At 72.3% G+C, this 18186-nt stretch carries 20 protein-coding genes and 1 pseudogene; 10 read left to right on the top strand and 11 right to left on the bottom strand.

Going from position 1 to position 18186, the window contains the following annotated elements:
* Nucleotides 1–228: 228 nt before the first annotated feature.
* From EYB28_RS03135 to EYB28_RS03125, 3 genes are all read right to left on the bottom strand, one after another.
* Nucleotides 229–834 carry a DUF6318 family protein gene (locus EYB28_RS03135; protein ID WP_166844766.1) on the bottom strand — a complete coding sequence of 202 codons (606 nt, stop codon included), beginning with the start codon at nucleotides 832–834 and terminating at the stop codon, nucleotides 229–231.
* A 155-nt stretch (nucleotides 835–989) separates the two neighbouring features.
* A complete protein-coding gene (locus EYB28_RS03130; protein WP_166844764.1) occupies nucleotides 990–2312 on the bottom strand; it encodes a serine hydrolase in 1323 nt (440 codons plus the stop codon).
* Between the two features lie 147 nt (nucleotides 2313–2459).
* A complete protein-coding gene (locus EYB28_RS03125; protein ID WP_166844762.1) occupies nucleotides 2460–3410 on the bottom strand; it encodes a hypothetical protein in 951 nt (316 codons plus the stop codon).
* A gap of 257 nt (nucleotides 3411–3667) precedes the next feature.
* On the opposite strand from EYB28_RS03125, the gene EYB28_RS03120 reads away from it, so the two are divergent.
* The 3 genes from EYB28_RS03120 to EYB28_RS03110 all read left to right on the top strand — a co-directional run bounded on the left by EYB28_RS03120 (nucleotide 3668) and on the right by EYB28_RS03110 (nucleotide 5541).
* Nucleotides 3668–4795, top strand: coding sequence for an MFS transporter (locus EYB28_RS03120; protein WP_166844760.1), 1128 nt, complete (start codon nucleotides 3668–3670; stop codon nucleotides 4793–4795).
* Between the two features lie 91 nt (nucleotides 4796–4886).
* On the top strand, nucleotides 4887–5297 hold the full coding sequence (locus tag EYB28_RS03115) for a YchJ family protein (RefSeq protein ID WP_166844758.1): 411 nt from the start codon (nucleotides 4887–4889) through the stop codon (nucleotides 5295–5297).
* A 70-nt stretch (nucleotides 5298–5367) separates the two neighbouring features.
* Nucleotides 5368–5541, top strand: coding sequence for a CsbD family protein (locus EYB28_RS03110; protein ID WP_166844756.1), 174 nt, complete (start codon nucleotides 5368–5370; stop codon nucleotides 5539–5541).
* A gap of 73 nt (nucleotides 5542–5614) precedes the next feature.
* Here EYB28_RS03110 and EYB28_RS03105 read toward each other — a convergent pair whose 3' ends face one another.
* The 5 genes from EYB28_RS03105 to EYB28_RS03085 all read right to left on the bottom strand — a co-directional run bounded on the left by EYB28_RS03105 (nucleotide 5615) and on the right by EYB28_RS03085 (nucleotide 10670).
* Complete coding sequence (locus EYB28_RS03105) at nucleotides 5615–6367, bottom strand: glycerophosphodiester phosphodiesterase family protein (RefSeq protein ID WP_166844754.1); 753 nt, start codon at nucleotides 6365–6367, stop codon at nucleotides 5615–5617.
* On the bottom strand, nucleotides 6364–7731 hold the full coding sequence (locus tag EYB28_RS03100; RefSeq protein WP_166844752.1) for an ABC transporter substrate-binding protein: 1368 nt from the start codon (nucleotides 7729–7731) through the stop codon (nucleotides 6364–6366). Before EYB28_RS03100 ends, EYB28_RS03105 begins: the two co-directional genes overlap by 4 nt.
* Before the next feature lie 64 nt (nucleotides 7732–7795).
* Nucleotides 7796–8659, bottom strand: a complete 864-nt coding sequence (locus EYB28_RS03095) for a carbohydrate ABC transporter permease (protein ID WP_166844751.1) — start codon at nucleotides 8657–8659, stop codon at nucleotides 7796–7798.
* On the bottom strand, nucleotides 8656–9639 hold the full coding sequence (locus EYB28_RS03090; RefSeq protein ID WP_166844750.1) for a carbohydrate ABC transporter permease: 984 nt from the start codon (nucleotides 9637–9639) through the stop codon (nucleotides 8656–8658). The genes EYB28_RS03095 and EYB28_RS03090 overlap by 4 nt, the downstream gene beginning before the upstream one ends.
* 128 nt (nucleotides 9640–9767) lie before the next feature.
* Nucleotides 9768–10670 (bottom strand): oxygenase MpaB family protein, encoded by a 903-nt coding sequence (locus EYB28_RS03085; RefSeq protein WP_166844749.1) that lies wholly within the window; start codon nucleotides 10668–10670, stop codon nucleotides 9768–9770.
* 138 nt (nucleotides 10671–10808) lie between these two features.
* Here EYB28_RS03085 and EYB28_RS03080 point away from each other — a divergent pair, with 138 nt between their 5' ends.
* From EYB28_RS03080 to EYB28_RS20480, 3 genes and pseudogenes are all read left to right on the top strand, one after another.
* Nucleotides 10809–11054: a helix-turn-helix transcriptional regulator gene (locus tag EYB28_RS03080; RefSeq protein WP_240930367.1), complete on the top strand. Its 246-nt coding sequence runs from the start codon at nucleotides 10809–10811 to the stop codon at nucleotides 11052–11054.
* Nucleotides 10937–12005, top strand: a pseudogene (locus tag EYB28_RS03075) (HipA domain-containing protein); the annotation flags it as partial. The gene EYB28_RS03080 and the pseudogene EYB28_RS03075, both read left to right, overlap by 118 nt.
* A 36-nt stretch (nucleotides 12006–12041) precedes the next feature.
* On the top strand, nucleotides 12042–12167 hold the full coding sequence (locus tag EYB28_RS20480) for a hypothetical protein (RefSeq protein ID WP_255461446.1): 126 nt from the start codon (nucleotides 12042–12044) through the stop codon (nucleotides 12165–12167).
* A gap of 234 nt (nucleotides 12168–12401) precedes the next feature.
* Here the strand turns inward: EYB28_RS20480 and EYB28_RS03070 are convergent, their stop codons facing one another.
* Nucleotides 12402–12959: a hypothetical protein gene (locus EYB28_RS03070; protein WP_166844744.1), complete on the bottom strand. Its 558-nt coding sequence runs from the start codon at nucleotides 12957–12959 to the stop codon at nucleotides 12402–12404.
* 182 nt (nucleotides 12960–13141) lie between these two features.
* Here EYB28_RS03070 and EYB28_RS03065 point away from each other — a divergent pair, with 182 nt between their 5' ends.
* The 3 genes from EYB28_RS03065 (at nucleotide 13142) to EYB28_RS03055 (ending at nucleotide 16004) form a co-directional block, all read left to right on the top strand.
* Nucleotides 13142–13579: an XRE family transcriptional regulator gene (locus EYB28_RS03065; RefSeq protein ID WP_166844743.1), complete on the top strand. Its 438-nt coding sequence runs from the start codon at nucleotides 13142–13144 to the stop codon at nucleotides 13577–13579.
* On the top strand, nucleotides 13576–13944 hold the full coding sequence (locus tag EYB28_RS03060) for a DUF86 domain-containing protein (RefSeq protein ID WP_166844741.1): 369 nt from the start codon (nucleotides 13576–13578) through the stop codon (nucleotides 13942–13944). The genes EYB28_RS03065 and EYB28_RS03060 overlap by 4 nt, the downstream gene beginning before the upstream one ends.
* 134 nt (nucleotides 13945–14078) lie before the next feature.
* On the top strand, nucleotides 14079–16004 hold the full coding sequence (locus EYB28_RS03055; RefSeq protein WP_166844739.1) for a hypothetical protein: 1926 nt from the start codon (nucleotides 14079–14081) through the stop codon (nucleotides 16002–16004).
* Nucleotides 16005–16059: 55 nt separating this feature from the next.
* Here the strand turns inward: EYB28_RS03055 and EYB28_RS03050 are convergent, their stop codons facing one another.
* A complete protein-coding gene (locus tag EYB28_RS03050; RefSeq protein ID WP_166844737.1) occupies nucleotides 16060–16527 on the bottom strand; it encodes a hypothetical protein in 468 nt (155 codons plus the stop codon).
* The gene (locus EYB28_RS03045) at nucleotides 16524–17705 is read right to left on the bottom strand and encodes a DNA cytosine methyltransferase (protein WP_255461445.1); all 1182 of its coding nucleotides are present in this window, start codon (nucleotides 17703–17705) and stop codon (nucleotides 16524–16526) included. The genes EYB28_RS03050 and EYB28_RS03045 overlap by 4 nt, the downstream gene beginning before the upstream one ends.
* Between EYB28_RS03045 and vsr the strand changes: the two genes are divergently transcribed.
* Nucleotides 17698–18174, top strand: coding sequence for a DNA mismatch endonuclease Vsr (gene vsr, locus EYB28_RS03040; RefSeq protein WP_370459433.1), 477 nt, complete (start codon nucleotides 17698–17700; stop codon nucleotides 18172–18174). The two genes, EYB28_RS03045 and vsr, sit on opposite strands and share 8 nt — an antisense overlap.
* Nucleotides 18175–18186: the final 12 nt, after the last annotated feature.

Below are 18186 nucleotides of genomic sequence, written 5' to 3'. Positions count from 1 at the left end.
GCGGTCAACCGCCTGTTCGACAGGAGTCCCCGACCCGCCGGACGAGTTCTCGTCTGCGCGAGAGGCGCTCTCATCCTTAGCGTCGATCAGGATCGTGTCGGCATTCTTGTTGTCGACGCGAGAGCTGTAGTCAGGCGCATCGGACGGCGGCCCTCCTGACGATCCCGCCGTCAACGCCGGGATGACGAGGGCGGCGGCCAAGATGGAGTGCACGGACTTCACGCTTCTTCACTCCTGTGTGTCGGGTACTCCGAGGACGACCCATTTGCCGTCGTCACTCCATGCGATCTCGACACGGTCGAGGCTCGTCGCGGCCTCTGACTCGAAGAGCACGTTTCCCTCCGAGTCTTCGATACTCGACGCCTTCTCCGCCACTTCCACATCGAGCGGCAGGATCCCGGTAGCAGCATCCTGCCGGTAGGTCTTGACCACGTTCGCGGTGATGTCCCCGCCGATGTACTTGTCACCGCGTTCGGCGATCTGACCGGCCTGTTCCAGCGCTTCGTCGCAGTACCCACAAGACTTGTGCGACATCTTCTCGAACTCGGCCGTGTCGCCGGTCTTCATGATGTAGGGGTAGAGCTCCATGAAGTACACCGCTGCGGCAGCGGCGCCGTCGGCGTCGTGCTCGTCCATCGCCGCCGGCCGCTCGGGCTTCGTGACGTCCGGGGAGGGCTCGGCGGTGGGCGACGGGGACGCGGAGGTCTCGGTGTCCGCCCCGGACGTCGTCGTCGCCGGGTCGTCGGGCTCGTCGCCGGTGCACCCGGCGAGCGCTCCGGTCAGCAGGACGGTGCTGCTCAGCAGCCCGGCCCAGGTCGCCACGGCGCGGCGCATGCGCTCCTCCACAGGGTTCGGTTCGACCGTCCGCAGCACTGTAGCGGGCGGGCGTGCTGCGCCGCCCGGCCCTGTGGACGGCGTCGCCCCCGGGGGGCGTCGCGCACACCGGGCCGGGCGCCGTGGGACGCCCGGCCCGGCACGACGTCAGGAGGTCAGCAGGTCGCGAGCAGGGCCGGCACCAGGGCGGCGGACATGTCGGACTGCGCGGGGTCCACCAGGGAGCGGCCGGTGAGGGCGACGGTGACCTGTCGCTCGCCGTCGGGCGACGCGAGGTTGATGCTGAGCGTGCCGTAGGAGGCGCCGTCGTGCCCGTAGAGCCACTCCCCCTCGTGGCAGGGGTCGGGGAGCCGGTAGACGCCCAGGCCGTAGTCCGGCAGGACGTCGTCGTCGACGGTCCGCGGGGTGACGACGTCCGCCACCGTCTCCGGCGCGAGCAGGTCACCGGTGAGCAGTGCCTCGGAGAACCGCTGCAGGTCGCCGGTCGTGCTGGTCACGGCGCCCGCCGCACCGAACTGGCTCGGGTCGAAGTGTCCGAGGGGGTACCAGCCGGCGCCCTGGTCACCCGTGAAGGCGGCGCCCTCGAGGGACCGGCCGCGCACGCGCGGGTCGTCCGGGTAGTCGGAGCGCCACATCCCGGCGGGCCGGAAGACCCGCGTCTCCAGCAGCCGCTCCAGGCTCCGGCCGGTCGCCTCCTCGAGCGCGAGCCCCAGCAGCACGTACCCGGCGTTCGAGTACGAGACGTCCGTGTCCGGCGCGAACAGCCAGTCCTGCGCCGCCATCGCGGCCAGGTGGTCCGCCGTCGTGTACTTCTCGCCGAGCACCTCGAAGAACTCGTCGAGGTCCGTCGGGTCGTCCATGCGCGACGCCGTGAGCACGCCCAGGTGGTCGGGCAGCCCGGAGCGGTGCGTGAGCAGGTGCTCCAGCGTCACCTGGTCCTCGTACCGGTCGGGGATGACGTCGGCGGCGGCGGGCAGAGCGTCCACCACGAGGGTGTCGAGGGACCAGGTGCCGCGCTCGACCTCCTGCATGACGAGGGTGGCCACCATCGACTTGGTGTTGCTCGCGACGCGGAAGCGGTCCCACGGGAGGGCCGGCCCGCGCCCGTCGAGCGCGCGCGTCCCGGCCGCGCCGCTCCACCGCAGCCCCGGCGCGTCGACGCGGGCCACGATCCCGACCGGGACGCCCGCCACGGTGTCGTCGAGCCCCTGCTCCAGCCCCTCCTTCACCTCGTGCACGCCCTTCGCGGACGTCTCGCTCGGGGCGCCGAAGGTGCGGGCGCTCGCCTGCTTCCGCGCCTCCTCGGCCGCCTCCACGACGGCCCGGGAGACGGCGGACGTGTCCTCGTCCAGCGCCGGCAGCGGCACCGCGGGCGGTGCCGGCTCGTCGGCGCCCGCGGGCGCGGCGGCGAGGGCAAGCGGCAGCGCCAGGGCGGCCGCGGTCGTGAGGGTCAGGGTGGTGCGCACGCGTCGGCGCATGGTGTCTCCTCGCAGTCTTCGGTGCGGTGGCTGCCGTCGGTGTGCCCACCGTCGCAGGTCACGGGGCCGGGCGGATCCGTCGCACGACGGAGATCCGGGTCGTCCTTCCGGCCGAGGCGGCAGCCCCGTCCGCGTCGGCGGGAGCGGTCAGCCGAGGTCGCGCAGCCGGGCGGCGGCCTCGTCCCGGCGACGGGTGGCGTCGGCGAGAGTGCGCTCGGCCCGCTGCCGGGCGACGACGGCGCCACGCAGCTCCGCGTCCACGGCCGCGGCCTGGTCGTCCAGCTCAGCGAGCCGGCGGTGCAGGGCCTGCCGCTCGGCGTCCACACGGCCGGCGACCGCCTCCACGCGCCCCACCTCGGCGGCCGCCGCGCTCCCGGCGTCGCGCGCGGCGGCGACGTCGTCCTCCGCGTCCGCGAGGTCCTGGCGCGCCCGGGCCCGGGCCTCCTCGGCCTCCGCCCGCGCCGCGTCCCGGCGTCTCGCCGCCCCCGACGGCGCGGCGCCCTTCGCCTCCCGGGACGACGCCGGCAGGTCGGGCACGGCGCGGAGGTGCCGCGCGTGCCCGTCCTCGCCGGGCGGCGCGAGGCCGAGCGCGTCCGGGACGGCGACGGCGGACGCGACGTCGGCACCGCCGAGCCCGGTGGCCTCCAGGGGGCCGACCAGCAGACCGCTGCGGACCGCGCGCCCGGCGTCGTCGTCGATCATGGCGGCGGTGAGCGTGGCCTCGACCTGCGCGGCGACGGACTCCGAGACAGGGACGCCCGCCTCGGCCGCCAGGTCGCGGGCGCGAGCCGCGACGGCCGCGGTGAGCCGGCGGCGCTCGCGGGCCAGCTCGCGCAGCCGCCCGCCGTCGAGCCCGGCCTGCGACTCGCGGAGCACGCCGCCGAGGTGGACCACCTCGTCGAGCTGCCCCGGGTCGGTGTGTGCGAGGTGGTTGACGGCCCATGCCGCCGTCGACGGCTTGCGCAGCCTCGTGACCTGCGCGGCCAGCCCCTCGTCGCCCGCCGCGCGCAGCTCCCGCGCGCGGGCGTCGCGGGCGGCGATCATCTCGCCCGGGAGCCGGGCGTACAGGTCGGCGGCGACCTCGGCGAGCGTCGGCACGCTCCGAGGATCCCACGAGTTGTCAGGACCAGCGCGTGGTATGCACCTCGCACGGTCTGACAGCTCGACGTCGCCGCGGAGCTGTCAGACCCAGCGCGGTGGAAACCTGGCGGAGAGTCTGACAGCTCGCGCCGGGCAGGATCGTAGAATCGATTCGATCACCATGACCGAGACCTCACCCCGCAGCGCCGTGCCGCCCCCCCGGCGGCATCGCGCCTCCCGTCGACGAACGCCGCGCCACCGTCATCCTCGTCGCGATGGCGCTGTCCACGTTCCTGTTCGTCACCGTCGAGTCGCTGCCGTCCGGGCTGCTGACGCTCATGGCCCCCGACCTCGGCCGCTCCACGTCGCAGATCGGACTGCTCGTCACCGGGTACGCGGTGGTCGTGCTGGCGACGTCGGTGCCGCTCGCGCACTGGACGCGGGGCATCGCGCGGCGCTGGGTGCTGTCCGGGTGCGCGGGCCTCGCCGCCGTGGCCACCCTGTGGGCCGCGCTGGCGCCGACCTACGAGCAGCTCATGGCCGCGCGGCTGGTCACCGCCGTCGCCCAGGCACTGTTCTGGGTCGCCGTGGTTCCCGCCACGATCGGACTGTTCCGGCCCGCGGTGCGCGGCAAGGTGATGTCCCGGCTCGCCATCGGCAACTCGCTCGCCCCCGTGCTCGGCGTGCCCGTCGGCACCTGGCTCGCCGAGCACACGTCGTGGCGGTGGACGTTCGTCGCGGTGGCGGCCCTCTCGCTGCTCGTGACCGTCGTCGTCCTCACGCTGTTCCCCACGATCGCGCCGTCTGCCGGCGGCGCCAGCCGGGCGCCGCACCCCAGCGCGCGCCGGTTCGGGTTCCTGCTCGTCACGACCGCCCTGGTCCTGACGAGCGCCTTCGGCATCATCACCTTCGTCACCCAGTACGCCATCGACATCACCGGGCTCACCCAGGCGGACGTCCCGCGCCTGCTTCTCCTCCAGGGGGCCGCCGGGGTGCTCGGCGCGTTCACGATCGGGCGGTTCATCGACGCCCACCCGGTGGCGGTGCTCCTCGTCGCCCTCGGGCTGATGACGGCCGCCGCCGGCGCGCTGTGGGCCTTCGGGGAGCACCCGGTGCCGGCGGTGGCCGCCCTCGCGGTGTTCGGCTTCTCCTTCTCCGGTGTCCCGCCGGCCCTGACCCACCGGACGATGCTCGTGGCACCACGCTCCACGAACATGGCCCAGGCGATCTCGTCGTCCGTGTTCAACGTGGGGATCGCCGCCGGCTCGGGCCTCGGGGCCGCGCTGGTCGCCGTCGTCGGCGTCCACGCGGTGCCGCTCGCGAGCGCCGCCGTCGCGATGCTGGCGCTGCTGGTCGCGCTGGCGGAGGAGCGCTTCAGCCCGCCCCTGGCCGGCTCGCGCTGACCCGACGACCCGCCGGCCGCGCCGTCGCCCCACGCCGTCGGGCGGGCCGCACCGCGAGGCCGGCCGCCCGCGCCCGCGGGAGAATGTCCGCGTGGAGGACACCGACCGCTGCCCCTGCCCGTCAGGCGACATCTACGGCGCGTGCTGCGGCCCGCTGCACCGCGGCGAACGCCCGGCGCCGACGGCGGAGGCGCTGATGCGCTCCCGCTACAGCGCCTACGCCCTGCGCGACGCCGACTACCTGCGCGCGACGTGGCACCCGACCACCCGGCCGCCGGAGCTGCACCTCGACCCGGACATGCGGTGGCAGCGGCTCGACATCCTCACGACCCGCGCCGGCGGCCCGTTCGACGACGCCGGCGAGGTGGAGTTCGTCGCCCGCTACCGGTGGGCGACGACGGGCGACCGCGGCCGGCTGCACGAGGTGAGCCGGTTCGTCCGCTCCGGCGGGCGCTGGTACTACGTGGACGGCGACGTGGGCGGGGCTCCCGACCGGGGCTGATCGCCGCGCGCGTGCGAACCGGGGGCGCCGGTGGTGGGGTAGGGGACGAGTCGCACGGAAGGAGAAGCCGATGGGTATCGGTGACAAGGCCGAGAACGCCGCGGAGGACGCCGTCGGCAAGGCCAAGGAGGCCACCGGGCGGGCCACGGACGATGAGAACCTCGAGGCCGAGGGCCGCACCGACCAGGCGAAGGCCTCGCTGAAGAAGGCCGGCGAGAACGTCAAGGACGCCTTCAAGAAGTAGGCCTCGCGGTGCGAGTCCGCCCGCCCGCGCCCGTGGGCGGGCGGACTCACGCCGGGTCGGCCGCCGGGAGCGGTCAGGCGCGGCCGGCGAGCCAGCCCGCCAGCCGGTCGGGGCGGTCGGTGATGATCTGGTCCACCCCGAGGTCGACGGCCGCCGCCCAGTGCTCGGGCTCGTTCAGGGTCCAGACGGCGGTGCGCAGCCCGGCGTCGTGCAGGCGGGCCACCAGGCCGGGGTCGTCGCGCAGCACGGTCCCCTGCGGGTTGCACATGACGACGTCGAGCTCGGCGCACCGGTCGAGCACGTCGTCCCGGGCGTGCGTGACGAGCAGGCCGCGACGCAGCTCCGGGTCGGCGGTGCGCAGCGCCGCCACGGTGTCCGGCCAGAAGCTCTGCACCACGGTCCGGTCCGCGAGGCCCGCCTCCCGCAGCGGCTCCGTCAGCCGCCGCACCTCGACCGCGGTCCACGACCCCTTGACCTCCAGCAGCAGGTCCATGCCCCGCCGCGCCCGCAGCAGCTCGATCGTCTCGGCGAACGTGGGCACCCGCTGGCCCGCGAAGGCCGGCGCGAACCACGATCCCGCGTCGAGCAGGCGGACCTCCCGCAGCTCCAGGTCCGCGAGCTTGCCGCTGCCGTTCGTCGTCGCGTCCACGGTGTCGTCGTGGATGACGACGACCTGGTGGTCGGAGGTCAGCCGCACGTCGATCTCGAGGACGTCCGCGCCCGCGTGCCAGGCGCCCTCGAACGCCGCGAGGGTGTTCTGCGGGGCGACGGCGCTGTTGCCGCGGTGCGCGACGACGGCCGGTCGGTGCGGGGTCTCGGTGCTCACAGGTAGGGCTCCACGTTCTCGGTGTACGCCGTCTCGATGCGCGGCGCGATCGACTCGAACGCCGTCGCCGGGTCGGTGCCCTCGATCACGATCTGCTCGATCGCCTCGTTGAGGAGGGCATCGGCACCCGGGACGAACACCCGCACATCGTCCTGCACGCGGGCCTTGTCGGCCAGCTGGTCGACGGCGGTGCGGAACTGCGGCGTCTCGGCGTACGTCTGCTGCATCGTCTCGCTCTCCACGGCGGAGGTGCGCACCGGCATGTAGCCGGTGAGCTGCGAGAAGGCCGCCGTGTTCTCGGTGTCCGTGAGGTACTCGACGAACATGGCCGCCGCGAGCTGCTCCTCCGGCGTCGACGAGGAGGCGATCGCCACGCCGGTGCCGCCGGTCGGTGTGCCGCCGCCGTCGGGCCCGTCGGGCAGGTAGGCGGTGCCGACCTCGAACGACGCGGCGTCGAGCGCCCCCGTGAGGGACCCCGTGGAGCCGATGGTGGAGGCGATGACGCCGGCCGAGAAGTCGGCCATCACGTCGTCCGCCGACAGGCTCGCGACGCCGGACTCGTGGAACAGGTCGTGCAGGAACTCGCCGCCCGCGACCGACTCCGGGGTGTCGAGCGTGAGGTCGAAGCCGTCGGAATAGGCGCCGCCCTGCCCCCAGATCATGTTCTCGAACCACCAGGCGCCCCACGACGGGCCGGTGGACAGGCCGAACGTGGACCCGTCGTCGCCGACCTCCTTCGACACCTTCGCGTCCCACTTCTCGAGCTCGGCCCACGTCTTCGGGCCTCGGTCGGGCAGGCCGGCCGCGGACCAGACGTCCTTGTTGTAGTAGAACAGCGGCGTCGAGCGGGCGTACGGCACCGCCCAGTGCTGGTCGTCGTACTCGTAGTCGGCGTACAGCGCGGGCTGGTAGTCGGCCGCGTCGGCGCCCAGGTGCTCCAGGACGTCGTCGACGGGCATGATCTGGTCGTTGAGGTGGTAGCGGAACCACCACACGTCCGAGGCGATGACGACGTCGGGCACCTCGTCCGTCTGCGACGCCGCCTGGAACCGCTGGGCGACCTCGTCGTAGTTGGCGCCCGCCGTCACGAGGTCGACGGCGATGCCGGTCTCCGCCTCGAACTCGGCGATGATCCGCTCCTCGTAGGCCTGCGACTGGCCGGGGTGGTTGCTCCAGAACGTGATCTCGTCGGCGGGCTCCACCTGCGACCAGTCGACGTCCTCGGCGGCGCTCGCGTCGTCGCCGGAGGTGGCGCCGACGCTCGGGCCGGCGCACGCCGTGAGCGTGACGGCGGCGACGGCGGTCAGGGCCACGGCGGCTCGACGGCGGCCGGACGGGCGGGTGCTGCGGGCAGCGTGGGACACGGGGTGCTCCTTCGGGTCGTGCACCCCGTCCGGGGTGCGGATCGTGCGGGGAAGGTCTCTCAGGTCAGCCGGTGACGGCGCCCGCGGTGAGGCCGGCGACGAGCCGGCGCTGCAGGATGAGGAAGACGAGCAGGATGGGGAGGGTCACGACGACGGTCGCGGCGAGCAGCACGCCCCAGTCCGACATGCCGTCGGTGTTCTGCAGCAGCGTGAGGCCCACCGGCAGCGTCATGGTGGACGGGTCGTCGACGACGAGGAACGGCCATAGGTAGTCGTTCCACTCCGTCACCACGGACACGAGCGCGACGGCGGCGAGCGTGGGCGTGCTCATCGGCACGACGAAGCGCCACAGCCGCCGCCAGTGCCCGGCGCCGTCGAGCTCCGCCGCCTCGAGGATCGACGTCGGCAGCGTGAGGAAGTGCTGGCGGAACAGGAAGGTGCCGAACGCGCTGGCGAGCCCGGGCACGAGGATGCCCTGGTAGGTGTTGAGCCACCCCAGGCCCGCGACCAGCGTGTAGTTGGGGATGATCGTGATCTGCGGCGGGATCATCAGCGTCGCGATGACCAGCCCGAACACGACCCTGCGAAACGGGAAGTCGAGGAACACCAGCGCGTACGCGCAGGCGAGGCCGAGGGCGACCTTGAGGCCCGCGCCCACGACCGTCAGGCCGATGCTGTTGAGCAGCAGGCGGCCCAGCGGGATCGCGCCCGCCGCCTGCGCGTAGTTGTCGAGGCTGGGCACGCCCGGCAGCCACTGGAGCGGCACCTGGTACAGCTCCTCGGGCGTCTTGAGGCTCGCGAGCGCCATCCACAGCAGCGGCGCGCCGAGCACGACCGTCGCGAGGACCATCGCGAGGTGGCCGCCCACCTGCGGCGACCGCCGTCGGCGACGCGGCTTGCCCGGGATGGCGAGGGTGGCGGCGCTCATGAGTAGTGCACCTTCCGCTGGACGTACCGCATCTGCACCGCGGTGACGGCGAGCAGCACGAGGAACAGGACGGTGGCGACGGCGGACGCGTAGCCGGCGCGGCCGGTCACGAAGCTCTCCTCGTAGATCGAGTACATGAGCGTCGTGGTGGAGCCCAGGGGGCCGCCCTGCGTCATCGCCTGGATGATGTCGAACGACTGCAGCGAGGCGAGCATCATCGTCACCAGCAGGAAGAACGTCGTCGGGGTGAGCAGCGGCAGCACGATCGCCCGCAGCGTGCGCGCCGAGGACGCGCCGTCGAGCGCCGCCGCGTCCTTGAGGTCCTGCGGCACCGCCTGCAGGCCCGCCAGGTAGATGAGCGCGACGTACCCGAGGTTCTTCCACAGGTAGACCACGACGATCATCACCAGCGGCCACGGGCTGTCCGTGTACCAGGCAGGCGAGCCGAGCCCTACCCAGCCGAGGAGCTCCTGGATCAACCCGTAGCGCGGGTCGAACATGAACAGCCAGAGGATGCCGACCGCGAAGCCGCTGAGCACGTACGGCGCGAACGCGACCGTGCGGGCGGCGCCGCGGCCCCGCAGCCGCCGGTTCAGCAGCAGCGCCAGGCCCAGTCCCAGCACCATCGCGCCGCCGACCGTCGCCACCGTGAAGACGAGGGTCGTGAGGACGACGCGTCCCGTAGTGGGCGCCGTCAGCCACTCCGCGTAGTTGCCGAACCCGATGAACCGCGCCACCGGAGAGCCGAGGTTCCACTGCAGCGTCGACAGGTACAGGCTCTGCAGCAGCGGCCGGTACACGAACACCAGCAGCAGGAGCACGTTGGGGCCCGCCAGCAGCAGCGCCCACAGCAGCGCGCTGCGGCGACGGCGGGCGCCGAGGCGGCTGCGGTGCGGGTGCGGCGGGGCGGCGGGTGGGGCCCCGCGGTCGGGCGGGGCGGCCGGGGTCCCGGCCGCCCGTGGCGTCACGACGGTGGTCACAGCCGCGACTCTAGGAACCCGCCCGACCGGTTTGTCCGGGTTCTCCCGGGCGCGACCGAAGCGTTCGGGGAACGTTCATCGGCCCGAGCCCCGGCGGTCACCGTGGCTGCCGGGCGGCCACGTGGACGTCAGTCGGACGTCGCCGGCACCCCGGCGCGCGGGTAGGCGCGCGTCCGCTCCGAGGTGCCCATCCCCCACCGCACGGCCCGGACGGCGAGGGCGCCGGCCGGCCTCCCGAAGGTGCGGCGGAACCGGGTGTCGACGTGCAGGGACGCGCGCGCCCAGGACGGGAGCAGTGAGACGGCGCCCGCGGCGAGCAGCGCGTACGGCGGGCGCGCGGCGGTCGGCAGCGGGGGCTCGCGCAGCAGGAACGACGCCGCGTCGAGCGCCGCCGGAGTGGCCTCCAGCTCGGGGCGGTAGTCCTCGATCGTCGCGCGCAGGTCGGCCACCGTCTCCGGGACGACGACGGCCCCCAGCGCGCGGGCGACCGTGGCGGCCTGCGCCACGTACTCGTCCGCCTCGGCGTCCGTCAGGGGGCGCTCGCCGAACCGCTGGTGGGCGGCGAGGAACGAGTCCGCCTCCGCCGCGTGCACCCACGTGAGCAGGTGCGGTTCCCCCGCGCGGTACGGCCGCCCGTCCGGCGCCTTGCCGCGCACGCGCTCGTGCACCGCCCGGACCCGGTCCACCGCAGCCTGCGCGTCGGCCGTCGTGGCGAACGTCGTGGTGGCGATGAACGTCGCCGTGCGCTCCAGCCGCCCCCACGGGTCGCCCCGGTACCCCGAGTGGCCCGCCACCCCCGCCATCGCCAACGGGTGCAGCGACTGCAGCAGCAGCGCCCGCAACCCGCCCACGAACATCGACGCGTCCGCGTGCACACGCCCGATCGGGCTGTCCGGTGCGAACCACCGCGGCCCCGGCGTCAGGTGGATGCGGTCGCGCACCGCCTCCGCGTCCGGGCCTGCGACCTTCGCGAACAGCACGTCACCCAGCCGGAGCCGCACACGCTCCACCGGGTTCGTCGCCGTCGTCATGAGGCCAGTATCGGGGTGACGTCGCTCCGACATCACACGGGGCACGGCCCGGCAGGCAGCCCAGTGTCGCCGTACGACGACACCACAATCATGTCGCCGTACACTGACATCGATGAGGTGTCGTCGTACGTTGACATCATGATCGCCGACGCGCACGTCCTCAACGCGCGGTCCCTGCCCCGTCTGGGCGCCGCGGTACGACGCTTGCGACTCGACCACCGACTCACGCAGGCCGAGCTGGCCCGCGCGGCCGGCGTCTCGCGACAGTGGCTGGTCGGCCTGGAGCGCGGCCAGACGCCGGGACTGGAGGTCGGGCGCCTGATGCGGGTCCTCGACGCGCTGGACGCCAGCCTCGCCATCCGCGACGACAGCCAGGGCGTGTGACGTGGGCACCACGAACCACCTCGCCGTCCTTCTCGAGGGTCGCCACGTTCCTGCAGGGCCTGGTGCCCGAGAACGACGCCGCACTGCGCGCGATCGCGCGTCGCCACGGCGTCGACGCCGGCGACCTGCTGGACTTCCTGTCCGCCATCGGGAAGGACTGCCGCGGGGCCGTGCAGTTCTGCCTCGAAGGCGAGGTCGAGGCGACCATCCATCGCGACGGGCACCTCGAGGAGGAGTGCAGCGACGGTGAGATCGAGGCGCGACTCGACGAGATGGACACCGACGAGGACGCGTCCTGGACGATGCCGGGCGAGCACTGGTCCCTGGGCGGCACGCGACAGAAGTTCGCCCTGCGCCGCCACGACGACCGGTGGTTCATCGCGCACGACGCCGAACCGACCACCCACATCGTCAAGCCCGGCGTTCGGAAGATGCGGGCCCAGGCGCTGGTGGAACATGTCACGATGCGCGCCGCTGCCGCTCTCGGAGTACGGGTCGCGCACACGGAGTACACCGCCTTCAAGTCCCAGGACGCGATCGTGGTCACCCGGTTCGACCGAGACGTCGCGGGCGACGGCGCGGTCGTGCGACGGCACCAGGAGGACCTCTGCCAGGCCGTGGGGAACGACGAGAAGTACGAGGAGGGGGGCGGCCCCACGGCTCTCGACCTGATCCGGCTGCTTCGCGACTCGGCGGCGGAACGTCGAGCGCTTCGTCGACTGGCTGATCTTCAACACCGTGGTGGGCGCCCCCGACGCGCACGCACGCAACTACGCCGTCCTGCTCGACGGCGACTCCGTGGAGCTGGCGCCGCTGTTCGACGTCGCGTCCGGATTCGCCTACGGCGTGCGGCCCGGCTCGTCGCGAGTGCTGTCGATGAGCGTCGGCGGCACGTTCCTCGTCGACGGGATCGACCGCGACGCCTGGGCACGATTCGCCGACGCAGCCCACCTCGACCCGGCGCGAGTGGCCGACCGCGTCCGTGACATGAGGAGCCGGGCACCCGACGCCTTCGCCCAGGCACTCGACGACGTGGACGACGACGTCGACGGCCACACTGCTGAGCTGCGTGAGCGGCTCCTGCCCGAGCTCCGGGTGGGTGCGGCCTCGTGACGCTATGACTCAATCATTGCGTCATGCCTGCGACGGATGAGCCGGAACCTCGGCGCGCTGGTCCGGGCAGGGCTGCTCGAAGCCCGCGGTCAGACCCGCGGCCGCTACGACGTCGCCGCGGGTCCGCTCGTCGACCTCGCGAACGAGCTGCGCGTGACGCAGAGAACTTGCCGACCCGTACCCGTAGCTCGACGACGAACTCGTACGGCTGGCAGCGCGCCGGCAGCGCGAGGCCTACACCGGCTTCGTGTGCGCCGAACCCGGAATCGCGGTCGGTCGTGAGGAATACGCCAGACGACACTCCTCGAGCCACTCGACGAGCTCGGCGTGGTGGCTGAACGGTCCGGCGATGCCGGTGCTCCAGCGGCCCACGACCTTCGCGTCAGCCTTCACCATCGCGCGCCGCACATTCGTCGACGCAAGCCGTTCCGCGCCCTCGGCCGACAGCAGCAGCAAGACCGACCGATTCGACGCCACCTTCCATTCGGTGATCCTGTCGATGTCATCCCACGCGAGGTCGATGCGTGCGGAGCGAACTCCTTGACGGTCCACGCGGAACGTCACCGGCCGGGCGAGCCGCACCGCGACGGCGACCCCGCCCAGCCCGAAGAAGCCGACGCACAGCCCTCGGACGATCTGGCTGCCCGTCTCGGTCCACAGGAACACGCCGATCGCCACGATGCCGACGCTGGTGAGCAGGAGTCCGACCAGCCGCCACCGGGATGGACCGATCCGCACCTCATCCGTGAGCGCAAGCTCCTGGTTCCAGCGGTCTCTCATCGGGTGGCTCACGGCACGGGAGCGTAGCGAACTCGGCCCGACCGCTTGTGATGTCGTCGCCGACCTGCTGAGCTTCCAGCCGTGGAGTATGCGCTGCGTCCAGCAGGATGCGATGGCGGTACGAATGCTTCGCGACGGCCACGGGGCTGATACCCGGTCGATCGCCCCGGGGATATCATTGATAACCTGGTCCGGTGGTTGATCTTCGAGCCGAGCGCGAACGGGCGGGCCTCTCGCAGGCACGCCTGGCGGAGCTTGCCGGGATCGCCGCCTCCAACCTCTCGGCGTACGAGTCCGGGAAGCGCCCGGTGTCGCCGGCGATGATCGAACGCATCCGGCGGGCGATGGTCCGCCCGTCGGACCGGCTCCGGCAGCATCATGACGAGGTGCGCGCGGTCATCAGGCGCAACGGCGGGAAGAATCCGCGGCTGTTCGGCTCCGTGGCGCGCGGCGACGACACGCCGTCGAGCGACGTCGACCTCATCGTCGAGGTGCGACCCGAGGATGCATGGCGCTTCGTCTCCACGGCACGGGAACTCTCAGCCCTGCTTGGGGTACACGTCGACGTCGTGACGGACGGCGGCCTGCGCCCCAAGCACCGCGACATCCTCGACGAGGCAGTGCCGCTGTGAACGAGCGCACCCGGCGATGGCTCGAGGATCTCGTCGACCACGCCGCGGCGGCGAAACGCCTGGTCGCGCGAGGCAAGGACGCCTACGACGCCGACGAGATGCTGCGATACGCCGCCGAGAACCTGCTCATCCGACTGGGCGAGTGCGTCAGCCGCATCGACCGCGACGACCCCGCGTTCGTCGACGCGCATCCTGACCTCGAGCTCCGGCGTCTCAAGGATGCACGAAACGTGATCGCGCACGGGTACGACATCGTCGATGCCGAACTCCTCTGGGCGATCCTGTCGACGAACATCCCGAACGTGGCACGTCAGGTCACCGAAACGCTCGACACGATTCGGCCTTCCACCCCCACGGACAGGTAGTCGTTTCACCCGTCGACGGGCCGATGCATCGCGACAAGCACCCGGAACGGAGATCTGACCGGGAACACATATTCCGGTCCGGCCGACGAGCCGAGCGGCCCACCGGGCTCTGCTGAGATGAGTGTCACCGGCTCGTGGTGCAGTACTGCCAGGGATGGGCGGAGAGCGGAGGACGCATGTTGGGGTATCGGACCTACTTCACGGTCGGCGGGCAGGACGTTCTGGACACCACGCTCCCGCAGCTGTTCGCCTGGCTGAAGCGCAAGAGGTACGACGCCGGAGAGGTCCGCCCGGGGACGGTCTCCACGATCGGACCCGGCGTCGAGTCCGTCCTGACCAATATGAACGACCAGGACGGCTCTCGTTCCGTCCTCTTCCAGCTCCGCGAGAAGAAGGAGACGGGCACCTGGCTCACGCAGCTCGTCGCTCACCAGCCGGGCTCACCGAAGCGTGACCCGTGGGTATGGCTGGATGTCGACAACCCCGAGGGCCGCCACGTCGCCGTCCCGCGCCTGGCCCGGGCGCTGCTGGAGGTGCTCGACGCCCGCGACGGCGCTGCGTCGTTGTCCCCATCGGCGCGGATGATAGGGGTCGACGAGGTGCCCGAGCTGCTGGACGCCGTCCGGGACGAACGGCGCCGCGGCCCCGTCTTCGTCGCCGGTACCCACGAGGCGCTGCCGCTCCAACCATGGCAGGACCTCACGAACGGGCTGCTGCGCGAGACGACCGGGCTGGCATCGGCGTACCTCCTCGATGCGGAGGCGACGGAACGCTTCGCAGACCTCACCGGCCGAACCCACGCTGTCGCTCCCGGCACGCTGCGATCGTTCCTCCGCGCCGTCGACCTCGGCGACGAGGTGGACGCCAGACGACACCGCGTACTGACGACGCAGTCGATCGTGCGGGAGTCCGGCCGCCGCGTCGTGCGGATGCTCGGGCAGCGTGCGCGGGACACCACGCTCGTGCAGCCGCTACCGGCTCAGGCGCTCCGCGTCGAGGAACGCCTCCTGCGCCAGGCCGACGAGGACTTCCTCGAACAGGCACGGACGAGTCGGCGGGCCCGTGGCGCACGCTCCCCGGCGACCACCGACGCGGCGCCGTCCACCGTCACGTCGATCATGCCCGCGACACCACCGACCATCAGCGCTCCGTCGTCGGGCGAGCTCGGCGGCGACGGTGGACCGCAACCGGCGTCGCCAACGCTCACGACTACCGACGTCGAGCTGCTCGCCGCCCTTCGCACCGTCGCGGACACCGTGTACGGCCCGGCGCCGCTCACGGTGGACCTCGTTCTCGAACTCGGGCAGCAGGCGCAGGACTCCGCCTCGCTCCAGGAGCTGAAGCAGCGGATGCGCCACGAGACGGAGGGGTTGCAGCTCCGAGTCACGGAGCTTCGCACCGATGCGACCGAGCTCGGCCAACGTCTGGAAGACGAACAGGCGGAACACGCGCAGACGGCAGTCGATCTCCGCGAAGCGCAGGCCGAGCTCCAGGCCCTTCGTGTTCGCATGCTCGCGAACGACCAGGGAGACGCTGCATGGGCGCCCCTGAATGCCGACGAGCAGGCGGAACCCGTGCCGGATTCGTTCGACTCCCTCCTTGCGACGATCGAGACGCTGAACCATGTGAGGTGGACCGGCGACGACGACGTCACCGTGGGCCTCGATGCCAAGGACCCGCTGGGCCGCTGGGCGGCCACCACCTGGGACGCCCTCCGGGCGCTCGACGCATACGTGGCGTGGCGTCTCGACGGGAACCAAGGGTCGGTCGACCACTACCTGCGGAACACCCCGCAGGGCATGCACGGCTTCAGCGCGAACCGGCACGCCGCCGACGAGACGGACAGCGTCCGCTCGACCGCCAAGTATGCGGAACCGAGAACTCTCCCCGTACCGGACACCGTCGAACCGGCCGGCAGGGTCTTCATGGGCGCTCATCTCAGGATCGCCAAGTCCGGCATGACCTCACCGAGGTTGCACTACCACGACGCGTACGAGACCGACCGGAAGATCTACGTCGGGTACATCGGCCCGCACCTTCCGAGCCGGCGCACGAACTGATCTCCGCCTCCTCAGGCGCGGGCCGCCGGGGGACGGGGACGCCCGTCGTCGATCCTCAGTACGAGACCAGGACGACACCACACAGATCGAGGTGCACTCCCCGGGCTGCGGCCAATTCGTGGAGGTGGCTCTCGACCTTTGGTGCGGTCGTCGATCCCTTGTACGTCTCGGGCGCGAGGAGCAAAAGCCAGTCCACACCGACGCACGAGGCCGCCGACAGTGTCGCCGCGAGGCCACCGTTGTTCGTCGACGCACGGCCGGTCTGAATGCTGACGACGGCGGCGAGCCCGCTCGCGTGGTAGTTGAGCTCCGTCGGGAGGAAGGTCGCCGGCGAACCCGGCCGAAACCCTGCCTCGGCCAACACAGGACGGACGACGTTCTCGACGGAGGCACGCAATATCCCGCCGGCCGGGGTGAAGGTCCCACGGATGGCAGGCCGCAGCACCTCGATTCGCGATACCAGCTCGTGCAGAACGTCCGGGACGGCGACCGGCGCGAGCGAGAGCGAGATGACGACGCTCACGCCGCGTCCTCGACAGAGGCCGGCGCGTGCGCGTCCAGGGCGTCGAGGAGCAGGCGCCCGACGGCCTGTCCCAGCGGGATCGGGACGGCGTTGCCGATCTGCCGCGCGATCTGGGTGAACGAGCCCGCCCATCGGTAGTCCTCGGGGAAGCCCTGGATCAGCGCGGCCTCGTAGTGGGTGATCACCCGGTGCTCGACCGGGTGGAGGTAGCGGCCCTTCTCCGGCTTGTGGAACTCTGTCCGGATCGTGACGGACGGATCCTCCCAGCGCAGCCTGCCCATAACGTCTCCCGAGCCGGAGGTGTGCTTGCGCCAGCACGGCGCCTTGAGCTCGTCGGGCAGGTCGAACCTGCTCCCTCCGTAGGGGATCTCGGGGAACCGTCTCAGCGAGATGTCCTGGTACTTCCGCCCGACGTGGAGCTGCCGGGTCGAGAACGGCCCCGGGAAGCGCCGGTCACCGAAGCGGATGGCGCCCGCGTCGGGCAGCCCGACGGCGGTCACGCCGGCCGGAACTCGGGCAAGCGCCTGCCCGAGAGTCAGCCAGTCGTCCTGTGAGGTCGTCGCCTTCGGAAACCCCGGGGCGGGCAGGTCCTTATGGTGCCCGATGACGACGACGCGCTTGCGCGACTGTGCCGCACCGTAGTCGGCGGCGTTCAGGATCTGCGCGTCGAACGTGTAGTCCGCCAGCATGCCGCCGGCGGAGAGCTCCTCCAGGAAGACGCCGTACTGGGGCGAGGTGAGGAACGCCGGCACGTTCTCGAGGACGAAGTACTGCGGTCGGGCCTTGCTCACCGTCGTCGCGTACTCGCGCCACAGCAGGTTGCGTTCGTCGAGCACGTCGCGCTTGCCCAGGTTCGAGAACCCTTGGCACGGCGGGCCTCCGACGACGACGTCCACCTCGGGCACGTCGTCATGCTCGAGCCACTTCGCGATGTCTCCCGCGAACACGGCGTCGGACGTCAGTTCGTCGTCGGCGATCCGCCCACCGTGGTTCAGCGCGAACGTCGCGGCCGCGGCAGGCTCCCACTCGACCGCCCGAACCGGGGCAAAACGCTGCGAAGCGGACCTCATACCCTCGGTCAGCCCGCCCGCGCCGGCGAACAGATCGAGGGTGCGGACCCTGCGGCGCGACCGACGCCCGGGCGACGGCTGTCGGGCGGACAATCGAGACGTGGACACAGGACGACAGGGTAGCCGGCCCCGGGGACAGGCCCGGGCCGGCGCGCCGGCGACGCTCGTCACGTCGGCGACAACCTCTCAGCGTATGTCCCGACAGCGTCGGCGGGACACGTCGCCGGAGCTGCTTCTGCGCCGCGAGCTGCACCGGCGCGGGTTGCGCTACCGGGTCGACGCGCCGCTGCCCGGCATGCCGCGGCGGCGGGCGGACGTCCTCTTCACGCGCGCCCGGGTGGCGGTGTTCGTGGACGGGTGCTTCTGGCACGCCTGCCCCGAGCACCGCACGTCGCCGGCGCACAACGGGGCGTGGTGGGCGCGCAAGCTCGAGGCCAATGTCGCGCGCGACCGGGAGACGGATGCGCGCCTGGCCGATGCGGGGTGGACGGCGCTCCGCTTCTGGGAGCACGAAGACGCCGTCCGGGCCGCCGACGACGTGGCAGCGGCGGTGCGCTCGGCGCGAGATGGGCCGTGAGCCGACCCGGAG

This window comes from Isoptericola sp. BMS4 (assembly GCF_011634835.1).
Lineage (GTDB): Bacteria > Actinomycetota > Actinomycetes > Actinomycetales > Cellulomonadaceae > Isoptericola.
The sequence above is the reverse complement of the archived record's forward strand: the minus strand, read 5'-3'. Positions and strand labels throughout refer to the sequence as shown.